The following is a 10,853-nucleotide window of genomic DNA, read 5'->3' as shown; positions in this document are numbered from 1 at the left end:
TGCAGCGTATCAAATCCAATTTTGATGGGGCCGTTAGCGGACCCGAAAGCTAAAGCAGATTGGTCTATTCTTATGTTGAGTTCCAATTTTTCAGGACAAATTAAACCACGGGAATGCAAATTAACACACTCGTTGTCATTCCGGCTCGGAGCGGCTCTAAGGGCTTGCCGGATAAAAATATCAAGTTACTCGGCGGCAAACCATTGCTTGCCTGGACCGCGCAAGCTATAGCGCAAGCTGGTTTGACCGGTTGTCTGAGCATCTTATCGACCGATTCGCAGAAATATGTAGAGGAGGCCGAGCAAATCGGCCTGCAGGCGCCATTTATTCGTCCTGATGATTACGCTACGGATACCGCATCGGCCCTTCAGGTTGCAGAACATGCTTTACATTGGTTTCAACAAGCGCATGGCTATTTACCGGACCAGCTAATGTGGTTACAACCGACGTCCCCTTTCCGTTCCCCGGCTATAATTCATCAGGCGTGGACTATGCTGGTGTCAGGAAAGGCCGATGCGGCGATAGGCTGTAAGGAAATCCATCGCGACTTGACCACGCTGTTTCGTTGCGATGACGGCTTTTTATCGCCCTTGAACAAAACCAAGCCGACTCAGACCGCTCGCCAGCAGATTCAGCCGCTGTTGACGCCCAATGGCGCGATGTATTGCTGTAAAACGGCATATCTGTTGGAACATAAATCGTTATATCCCGAAAGAACAATGCCGCTGATCATGAATGCAATCCAAAGTCTGGATATAGACACCGAAGAAGACTGGGCTATTGCCGAGGCTTTTATTAAACAAGGACTGGTATGAACAAGGTTTTAGTCACTGGCGCCGACGGTTTTATCGGCTCGCATTTGACGGAAATGTTGGTAGCGCGCGGCTTTCAGGTGCGGGCGCTGGCGCAATATAACTCCTTCAACAACTGGGGTTGGCTCGAAGATGTGGTCTGTAAAGACCAAATTGAGGTAATTTGTGGTGATGTACGCGACCCGCAGTTTTGCCGGCTTGCCTGCCGTGATGTTGATACGGTGTTCCATCTGGCGGCATTAATTGCCATCCCGTATTCCTACCAGGCCCCGGACAGTTATGTCGATACCAATATCCGCGGCACGCTGAATATATGCCAGGCGGCGCGCGATAATGGCGTCGGGCGAGTGATTCATACCTCCACCAGCGAAGTTTACGGCACCGCGCAATATGTGCCGATAGACGAGAAGCATCCGTTACAGCCCCAGTCGCCTTATAGCGCCTCGAAAATCGCCGCCGATGCGATGGCGATGAGTTTTTTCAACGCCTTCAATCTGCCGCTGACGATCGCTCGGCCTTTTAATACCTATGGCCCCAGGCAATCTGCGCGGGCGGTGATTCCGACCATCATCACGCAGATTGCCAACGGTAAAAAACAGATCCAACTAGGCGATGTGTCGCCGACTCGCGATTTCAATTATGTGGAAGATACCTGCCGCGGCTTTATCGCCTTAGCCGAAGCGGAGCAAGCTATCGGCGAAACGGTCAATATCGGCTCCAATTTCGAAATCTCGGTCGGTGATACTTTAAATATAATCAAAAGCATCATGGCCAGCGATGTCGAGTTTTTGGTCGATAAGCAAAGGCTGCGGCCGGAAAAGTCGGAAGTGAACCGTTTGTGGTGCGACAACAGCAAAATCAAGCAACTGACGGATTTTGCGCCGCAAGTGAGTTTGGAAGAAGGTTTGCGCCGCACCGTGGCTTGGTTCGGCAACGCAGACAATCTGAAAAGATACAAAGCGGATATTTACAATGTTTGACAGTTTTATCCGCCTGGTCCGCGAGATTTATCAAACTAATGATTTTATTCCGCTACACGAACCGCGCTTTGCCGGCAACGAGAAGCAGTATCTGTTTGATGTGATCGACAGTACTTTCGTATCCAGCGTTGGCCCTTACGTCAGCCAATTTGAAATCAAAATCGCCGAATACACAGGCGCCAAACACGCCATAGCGACCGTCAACGGCACGGCTGCGCTACATATTGCCATATTGCTTGCCGGCGTTCAGCCTGGCGAGGAAGTGCTTACCCAGGCGGTGACTTTCGTTGCCACGTGCAACGCCATTCATTACTGCGGTGCAGAGCCGGTGTTTGTGGATATTGAGGCTGGGACGCTGGGTTTGTCGCCGCTAGCCCTGGCGGAATTTTTAGAGCAATACTGCGAGCGCCGTGACGATGGCGTTTACAACAAAAGCAGTGGTAAGCGCATCGCCGCCTGTTTGCCGATGCATACCTTCGGTCATCCGTGCGATATGGCTGGATTGTTACGAGTATGCGACGACTACGGCATACCGTTGGTGGAAGACGCCGCCGAAGCCTTGGGCAGCCGACTTGACGGCCGGCATTGTGGGAAGTTCGGTAAACTGGGCGTGCTCAGTTTCAACGGCAACAAAATCATCACCACGGGTGGTGGTGGGATGATCTTGACCGACCATGATGATCTCGCGCGGCGGGCCAAACATCTCACAACCACCGCAAAGCTGCCGCACGCCTGGAAATTTACGCACGATCAAATCGGTTTTAACTATCGGATGCCAAACCTCAATGCGGCGTTGGGGCTGGCTCAACTTGAGCAATTGCCGATTTTTGTCGAACGCAAACGCGTGTTGGCGCAGAGTTACCTGGAATGGGCTGCGGGCGCTGGTGTGGAAATCGTCTCGGAACCGAGCGATGCTTGTTCTAATTACTGGCTGAATGCCTTGTTACTGGATGATGTGGTGCAACGCGATGCCTTCCTTGAATACAGCAACGCTCAAGGCGTCATGACGCGCCCGCTATGGGATTTGATGGTGGACCTGCCGATGTATAAAGATTGCCAACACCACAGCTTGGTGCAATCAAGGCGTTTGGCAGAGCGACTGGTCAATGTCCCCAGTAGCGTGGTCTTGTGATGGCTAATGTGCCGCGCAAAATTTGCGTTATCACGGGCTCCAGGGCTGAGTACGGTTTGTTGTACTGGTTGTTACGAGACATTCAGGATGATAGTGAATTGGCGTTGCAATTAATCGTAACCGGCATGCACCTGTCGCCGGAGTTTGGTTTGACCTGGCAACAGATTGCCGCCGACGGTTTTGCTATCAATCGCAAGGTCGAAATGCTGTTATCTTCGGATACGCCGGTGGGTATCAGTAAGGCCATGGGTTTGGGCTTGATTGGATTTGCCGACGCCTTAAATGAATTGCAACCGGATATCGTAGTTGTCTTGGGGGATCGATTTGAAATATTCGCAGCTGCGCAGGCGGCGATGAATTTACGCTTGCCCCTTGCCCATATCCACGGTGGCGAACTGACCGAAGGTGCGGTGGACGATGCCATCCGTCACGCCATTACCAAAATGGCTCACTTACATTTCACCTCAACCGAGGTTTATCGGCAGCGGGTGGTTCAACTCGGCGAGCAGCCTGATCGGGTATTCAATGTGGGTGCGCCGGGACTGGATAATGTTTATCGCTTGCCGTTGCTCGACAAAGAACAGTTGGAGCAGGTGCTTGGTTTTAAGTTTGGCAAGCGCAATCTATTGGTTACCTTCCATCCGGTTACCTTGGAAACGGCAACCGCTACCAAGCAGTTTGATCAGTTATTGCGGGCCTTGGATGAGTTCGATGACGTTCATATCATATTTACCCACGCCAATGCCGATGCCGATGGCAGGGCCATAGCTGGGATGATAGAAGATTATCGGCAACGTCATGCGGATCGGGTGACCAGCTTTGTTTCCATGGGCTCTCAGCGTTATCTATCTGCATTGAAGCTGGTCGACGCTGTGGTTGGCAATTCTTCCAGCGGTATTTTAGAAGCGCCGGCATTTAAGGTTGCCACCGTCAATATTGGTGATCGCCAGCGAGGACGGATCTGTGCCAGTAGCGTAATCCACTGCGCGCCGCAAACCGATGCGATCCGCGCCGCCCTGCTAAAAATATTTTCCGGCGAATTTGCGAATACCCTGAAGTGTGTCGAAAACCCCTACGGTCAGGGCGGCGCTTCGGCGCAGATTAAAGAGCTTCTGAAACACACGCCTGTGGATGGGCTGCTGAAGAAGCGTTTTTACGATTTGAAGGTGGTTGTATGAGTGTTTTCATCATTGCTGAGGCAGGTGTCAATCATAACGGCAGTTTGCAAACCGCCATGCAACTGGTCGATGCGGCGGTAGCTGCCGGTGCCGATGCGGTGAAGTTCCAGACCTTTAAAGCCGAGAAATTAGTGACTCGGGCTGCGAGCAAGGCCGAGTATCAGAAACAAACCACTGGTGCAGCCGAGAGCCAATTGGATATGCTGCGCAAGTTGGAGCTGAAATACGAATTTCATTTTCAGTTGCGTGACTATTGCCATCGCCAAGGCATTGAGTTTCTTTCGACCGCGTTCGATTTCGATAGTTTAGCGTTTTTGGTGGACGAACTCGGTCTATCCAGATTGAAAATTCCGTCGGGTGAGATTACCAACGGGCCGTTTTTGCTGGCCCATGCCCAAACCGGGAAGGATATTATTGTCTCTACCGGCATGGCCACTCTCGGTGAAGTGGAAGCGGCGCTGGGTGTATTGGCGTTTGGCTTTCTAGGTTGGGAGCAACCGTCTCTGGCGGCATTTCAGCAAGCCTACGGCTCGGAAGCGGGGCAAGCGGTTTTACATGAAAAAGTCACCTTGCTGCATTGCACCAGCGAATATCCGACGCCGATGACGGATGTGAATTTGCGGGCGATGGACGTGTTGCAGCAGGCTTTTTGCCTGCCGGTCGGCTATTCAGATCACACCGAGGGGCTGGTCGTGCCGATTGCCGCTGTGGCGCGGGGTGCAATATTGATCGAAAAGCATTTCACCTTGGATCGTAGTCAAAAAGGTCCCGATCACCAAGTATCACTGGAACCGACTGAATTAAAACACATGGTGCGGGATATTCGCGCCGTCGAACAGGCGCTTGGTCGTCCGGGCAAGATGCCGCAAGCCTTGGAATTACAAAATCGTACGGTCGCCCGCAAAAGTTTGGTGGCGCATACATCAATAGCCGCGGGTGAAATTTTTAGTGCCGAAAATTTGACGACCAAGCGGCCCGGAACCGGTCTGAATCCGATGGAATATTGGCGATTACTTGGTCAAACCAGTCATCGTAGCTATGACGTGGATGATTTGATCGAATGAGTAAACCGGTCATTTTACTGGGAGGCGGTGGGCATGCGCGGGTGTTGCTCGACATGTTACGGCGGTTGGAAATCGAAATACTGGGCATGGCCGATCCGCACCGACTGCCAGGAAGCGAGCATTTTGGGGTCAAAATACTGGGCGATGATTCGGCAATACGGGCTTACGCAGCAAACGATATCGCGTTAGTCAACGGCATAGGCTCTCTGCCACGCGGCGCTGGCTTGCGCGGAAACCTATATGAACAATTTGTGAAGCAAGGGTATGTGTTTCAAACGTTAGTTGATCCGCGCGCGTTTACAGCCGGTGGCGTGCAACTCGCACAGGGCGTACAGGTCATGGCCGGCGCCATTATTCAGGCAGGCACAAAAATTGCTGAAAACTGCATAGTCAATAGCGGGGCGATTGTAGAGCATGATTGCCGCATTGGTCGTGATGTGCATATAGCGCCGGGTGCGGTGCTGAGTGGGGGGGTGGAGTTGGGCAATAACGTGCACATTGGCACCGGCGCCACCATCATTCAAGGCCTAAGAATCGGTTCCGGCAGCGTGGTGGGCGCGGGCAGCGTTGTGACGCGCGATATCGGTTGTAAGCAGATTGTCTATCCACCGCGTTCGCATATACAGGATTTGTAACTGGATTAATAAATGAAACAGCATTGGCAGCAGGTTTTGATTCGACCAGAAGCGACGTTGCGAGCGACTATCGAGGTGATTGATCGTGCCGCCTTGCAGATTGCTCTAGTCGTAGACGACCAAGAAAAATTGCTGGGTGTCGTCACGGATGGTGATATTCGTCGGGCCTTGATTCGCGGATTGTCCTTGGAGCATCCGGTTTTTGAAGTGATGAATAAGCGGCCGAAAGTTGCCGCTTTAAATGACAGCAAGACCCAATTGATAGCCATTATGGAAGGCCATCATCTCTACCAATTGCCGGTTGTCGATGAACATGGCAGGGTGGTGCGGCTGGAGTCGTTGCAAGCGTTGTACAAGCAGCCGGCATACCCAAACCCGGTTTTTTTGATGGCGGGTGGGTTCGGTACGCGTTTGCGGCCGTATACGGACGAATGCCCCAAACCACTCTTAGAAATCGGCGGCAAGCCGATTTTGGAAACCATTATTGAGAATTTCGTTAAGTCGGGTTTTCGGCAGTTTTACATCGCCGTGCATTATCGCGCGCAGCAGATCAAAGACTACTTTGGTGACGGGGGGCGGTGGGGCATCAAAATCGATTATATCGACGAGAGCGAGCCTATGGGTACGGCGGGCGCGATTGGTTTAATGCCGGACAATTTGCCGGACGTACCCTTGATTGTGATGAACGGCGATATTCTGACTCAGATCGACTTTTCCAGGTTATTGGCCTATCACAACGAGCAACAAGCTATCGCTACCTTATGCGTACGCCAATACGAATACCAAATTCCCTACGGCGTCGTGAGATTGGAGCAGCAAAGAGTCGTAGGGATAGAAGAAAAGCCCTTGCAAAGCTGCTTGGCCAACGCGGGAATTTATGTGCTGGATCACAGTTTGATCAACAGCATCGCAATGCAGCAAAAGCTGGATATGCCGACCTTATTAAACCAACAAGTGGCTGCAGGCGAGATAGTGTCTATGTTTCCGGTCAATGACTATTGGTTGGATATAGGTCGCGAAGCCGATTTTCTGAGAGCACAGGGCGAATTCGCCAAGTATTTCTGAATTAGAGGGTTAAAGTTCTCCAAACCCGGGCCGATACATCATTCGAGTTTGAAACAAATCTTTTTAATTCAACACAACACAAAATCTTCGAAGCGCTGAACGTTCTCGAAATTTGGAGGGTAACATCATGGCAATGGTAATCAACACAAACGTCAATTCGTTGAACAGTCAACGTTTTTTGAATAAAACCAATGATTCGCTAGCAACCTCAATGGAGCGTTTGTCTTCTGGTTTGCGGATTAACTCAGCAAAAGACGACGCGGCGGGTTTAGCCATCAGCGATAAAATGACATCGCAAATTCGCGGTATGACCGTAGCAGTGAGAAACGCCAACGACGGTATTTCGATGGCGCAAACAGCGGAATCCGGTATGGGTGCTATTACCGATACGTTGCAACGTATGCGTGACCTTGCGGTTCAAGCGGCCAACAGGGCGGCGGTAAGTGGTTCCGACCGGGACAAACTGCAAACCGAGTTTAAACAGCTGGGTCTTGAGATCAAAAGGATTATTCAGAACACCGAATTTAACGGTAAAAAAATCTTGAACGGCTCATTGGCGGGTGCTAACTTCCAAGTAGGTGCCAATACCACGACAGACAACCAAGTTTCTGTTACTGTTTCGAACTTGGAAAAAGTTAACAGTCTTAGTGCCTTGTTTGGCGCTGCGGGATATTCGATCGGTTCGGGTGCGGCTTCCGCCAAAGTTAGATCGGCAATTTCAGCTATTGATAGTGCGATCAAAAAGATCGATACTTTCCGTTCAACATTGGGTGCTATTCAAAACAGGTTTACTACTACTGTAGCCAACCTGCAGTCTTCGATAGAAAACCAAAGCGCCGCGAGATCCCGTATCCTGGATGCCGATTTTGCTACAGAAACATCCAATTTGAGCAAAACGCAAATATTGCAACAGGCCGGTACAGCGATGCTGGCGCAGGCTAATCAGTCCGGTCAATCCGTGTTGAGTTTGCTAAGGTAGTTTTGATAGGGGGGTTGCGGACCGTAACCTCCCGTTTAATACGAAAAGCATAAGGTGAATGTCATGAACAGTGAGATTTCAAATGTGTTAAAGCTATCTCCCGTGACTGTTGCTAAAGCTGATAAGCAAACGGATGAAAAATCATTTGCGGGAGCCAGGGTCGATGCTGACAAGCGTAACCCTGGTGTTTCCGCGTTGCAAAATGACTCGACTGTATCCTCTTCAGTTTCGAACCAAGATCAGGACAAACAGAATGAAGTTAAGCCTTCTTTCGATTCGGTAAAAAAAGCGGCGGATAAAGGAAATTCGTTGCTTCAATCGGTTAACCGTAATCTCCAATTCAAAGTAGATGATTCAACCAAGGAATTAGTGGTGAAAGTCGTTGATAGTGAAACGGGTGATGTCGTGCGGCAAATTCCGTCCGAAGAAATGCTGGCGTTTATCAGAAGAATGCAGGAGTTGGATGGCCAGCAAGGCTCTATGATTCAGGATCGTGCTTAGCAAGTTAGTCGGGTGAGGAGAGTGTCATGAGCATCGTGTCGTCAACGGGTATTGGTAGCGGTATCGATATTGGCACACTGGTTAGTCAATTAGTGACCGCTGAAGGTCAGCCGGCACTAAATGCGATTCAGCGGCAAGAAGACGCGGCAAATACCAGATTAAGCGGAATCGGCAGCTTGAAAAGTGCGTTGTCGGATTTTCAGACTGCGGTCAATAAACTGAAAGATGGAAATCTATTCAAAACGCATAAAGCCGCATCTGCCGACGAATCAATCTTAAAGGTTGCCGCGGGCGCGGGGTCCGTGGCGGGTTCTTATGCCTTGGAGGTTACCCAGTTGGCAAAGGCGCAAAAATCCATTTCGGCCGAGTTTGCCAGCTCAGCTGCCACTGTAGGCACAGGATCTTTGACTATTGCTACTACGGCAGGTGCCTCGTTCAACGTGACGATTGGTTCCGGTAGTAATTCGTTAACAGGTATAAGGGATGCTATCAACAACGCTTCCGGTAATACCGCCGTTACCGCGAGTATCGTTAACGTCGACAACTCTACCGGCACCGGTACAATTTCCAAGCTGGTCCTCACAGCCAAAAATTCCGGACTTGCAAACGCATTTACCGTGACGGGTACTGATGATGATGGAAACAACACCGATACCTCGGGATTATCCCAAATTTTTTCGTCTAATTTGAGTGCTCAGGCGACTGCTACCGACGCTATTATCAAAGTCGATGGTCAGACCGCAACGCGCAGCACCAATTCGATAACAGACGTAGTACAGGGGCTGACTTTAGACTTGAAATCTGCTCAAGTGGGTACCAAGGTGAACGTTGATGTCAGTTTGGACAATGAAGCCATCAACAAAACTCTGACAAGTTTCGTAACCGCATACAACAAGCTGCACACTACCGCCAAAGACTTGGGTAAATACGGTGGCGGTTCCAGCGGTAGTAGTTCCGGAAATGGCGCGTTAATCGGCGACGCTACGTTGCGTTATGTGACTTCCCAAGTCAGACAGGATTCGGCAAATCCAGTTTCGTCAGCGACCGGCAATTACAATTCATTAGCCATGATAGGCGTGAAAATAGATAAAGATGGTGTGATGTCATTGGATAGCACGCAGCTTAACACTGCACTGAGTGCCAGCTTGCAGTCGGTTAGCGATGTGTTTTCGTCGTCTGACGGTGTGGCGACTCGGCTTTACTCAAAATTAGATAATTTGTTGCAATCGGGTGGACCATTGGATAGTCAGCAAACATCGCTGAAAAAACAATTGTCTACCTTGGAAGATCGCAGAGCCGACGTGCAAGTTAGATTAGATAATTTGCAAAAGACTTTGCAAAAGCAATTCACAGCCATGGACGTCAATGTAGGTAAATTTAAATCAACCGGTTCTTTTCTAAGTAACTGGATCAGCAAATTGTAATAAAGAGGTTTTCCCATGTACGTTGATGCTCATAGAAAAGGTGCTAGACAATATGCTGAGGTTCATACCTCCAGCAATTTTGGCGAGGAATCTCCCCATCGATTGATACAAATGTTAATGGAAGGATTTTTGGCGCGAATCAATTCTGCTAAAGGTGCAATTACTCATGGCGATATGGAAGCGAAAAGTATCTATATATCCAAGGCAATTGGCATAGTAGGTGGGCTGAACGAGGTGCTGGACTTAGAGCAGGGTGGAGAAATTGCTGTCAATCTTCGCCAACTGTATGATTACATCAACTTTCGGTTGTTACAGGCAAGCAGTGAAAACAGCGAAGACATCCTAAATGAGGTGACTGTGTTGATGAAAGACGTTAAAGAGGCCTGGGATGCGATTGCCTAATGTCTGTTGATTTCCCTGATCCTAATTTCTTGGAGTGGCAACAGCAGTTACAAGGTTTTGCCGACAATATCCAAGAGTGCATACTAAAGTCGGAATGGGAGAGTCTGGCTGATATTTTGGATAAAAGGCAAGTTTGTTTAGAACAGTTTTTTGCGGGCGTAGCGTCCTTACCCGAGCATAAAAAACTACTTATCAAGCAATTAGCTCAGTCCATGCTTGAGCAGGATGCTGTTTTTATTTCTTATATCGAAGAGCAAAAGTCGCTCTCTGCTGCTCAGCAATCTGTCTTGGATCGCGGCCGCAAGGCAATGCAGGCTTATAGCAGTTACTAAGTCATCTGATTCATACCTATCCTCGTTTTTTCCAGATCATCCTGTTACAACACGCTGTTCAGCGTATCGATATACCCCTTAATTTCTTGACTGTGGTCTTGGCGGCAATGAAATGCCGCTCCCCTTTGTGATCATCAATTGTTTGTCTGATTTCAGCTTACAGCTTTCCTCGACGTTTTTGTAACCCTTTCGTATATTGAATTAACGATTCTCAAAATGTGTGAATGGTATGCATATTGTTGATTTAATTTGATATTTTGTATTTTTATTGGGTGTGCTTGGCATTTGGGTTTTCTAGACAATAGATTTCGGAGGGACGAGTCAAAAAAATGTCGTTCTAATTGTCTTA

Annotated in this window: 12 protein-coding genes; all 12 read left to right on the top strand. The window is 49.4% G+C overall.

What is annotated here, in order from left to right:
* Positions 1-113: 113 nt before the first annotated feature.
* Positions 114-815 (top strand): acylneuraminate cytidylyltransferase family protein, encoded by a 702-nt coding sequence (locus tag METH11B_RS0111035; protein WP_026602087.1) that lies wholly within the window; start codon positions 114-116, stop codon positions 813-815.
* Positions 812-1,792 carry an NAD-dependent 4,6-dehydratase LegB gene (locus METH11B_RS0111030; RefSeq protein ID WP_026602086.1) on the top strand — a complete coding sequence of 327 codons (981 nt, stop codon included), beginning with the start codon at positions 812-814 and terminating at the stop codon, positions 1,790-1,792. The genes METH11B_RS0111035 and METH11B_RS0111030 overlap by 4 nt, the downstream gene beginning before the upstream one ends.
* Positions 1,785-2,924: a LegC family aminotransferase gene (locus METH11B_RS0111025; RefSeq protein WP_026602085.1), complete on the top strand. Its 1,140-nt coding sequence runs from the start codon at positions 1,785-1,787 to the stop codon at positions 2,922-2,924. The genes METH11B_RS0111030 and METH11B_RS0111025 overlap by 8 nt, the downstream gene beginning before the upstream one ends.
* A complete protein-coding gene (gene neuC / locus METH11B_RS0111020; protein WP_026602084.1) occupies positions 2,924-4,102 on the top strand; it encodes a UDP-N-acetylglucosamine 2-epimerase in 1,179 nt (392 codons plus the stop codon). The genes METH11B_RS0111025 and neuC overlap by 1 nt, the downstream gene beginning before the upstream one ends.
* The gene (neuB, locus tag METH11B_RS0111015; RefSeq protein WP_026602083.1) at positions 4,099-5,166 is read left to right on the top strand and encodes an N-acetylneuraminate synthase; all 1,068 of its coding nucleotides are present in this window, start codon (positions 4,099-4,101) and stop codon (positions 5,164-5,166) included. The genes neuC and neuB overlap by 4 nt, the downstream gene beginning before the upstream one ends.
* Positions 5,163-5,801, top strand: a complete 639-nt coding sequence (locus METH11B_RS0111010) for an acetyltransferase (protein WP_026602082.1) — start codon at positions 5,163-5,165, stop codon at positions 5,799-5,801. The genes neuB and METH11B_RS0111010 overlap by 4 nt, the downstream gene beginning before the upstream one ends.
* 12 nt (positions 5,802-5,813) lie before the next feature.
* Entirely contained in the window at positions 5,814-6,866 is a 1,053-nt protein-coding gene (locus tag METH11B_RS0111005; RefSeq protein ID WP_026602081.1) for a nucleotidyltransferase family protein, read from the top strand.
* Between the two features lie 127 nt (positions 6,867-6,993).
* Complete coding sequence (locus METH11B_RS0111000; RefSeq protein WP_020484854.1) at positions 6,994-7,845, top strand: flagellin domain-containing protein; 852 nt, start codon at positions 6,994-6,996, stop codon at positions 7,843-7,845.
* Between the two features lie 63 nt (positions 7,846-7,908).
* On the top strand, positions 7,909-8,346 hold the full coding sequence (locus METH11B_RS0110995; protein ID WP_020484855.1) for a flagellar protein FlaG: 438 nt from the start codon (positions 7,909-7,911) through the stop codon (positions 8,344-8,346).
* A gap of 26 nt (positions 8,347-8,372) precedes the next feature.
* Positions 8,373-9,770, top strand: a complete 1,398-nt coding sequence (gene fliD / locus METH11B_RS0110990; RefSeq protein ID WP_026602080.1) for a flagellar filament capping protein FliD — start codon at positions 8,373-8,375, stop codon at positions 9,768-9,770.
* Between the two features lie 15 nt (positions 9,771-9,785).
* Entirely contained in the window at positions 9,786-10,172 is a 387-nt protein-coding gene (gene fliS, locus METH11B_RS0110985; protein ID WP_026602079.1) for a flagellar export chaperone FliS, read from the top strand.
* The gene (locus METH11B_RS0110980) at positions 10,172-10,504 is read left to right on the top strand and encodes a hypothetical protein (protein WP_020484858.1); all 333 of its coding nucleotides are present in this window, start codon (positions 10,172-10,174) and stop codon (positions 10,502-10,504) included. The genes fliS and METH11B_RS0110980 overlap by 1 nt, the downstream gene beginning before the upstream one ends.
* Positions 10,505-10,853 lie beyond the last annotated feature (349 nt).

Source organism: Methylomonas sp. 11b, from assembly GCF_000515215.1.
GTDB lineage: Bacteria > Pseudomonadota > Gammaproteobacteria > Methylococcales > Methylomonadaceae > Methylomonas.
Note: the sequence above shows the minus strand (reverse complement) of the source record. Positions and strands in the feature narration are given on the sequence as shown.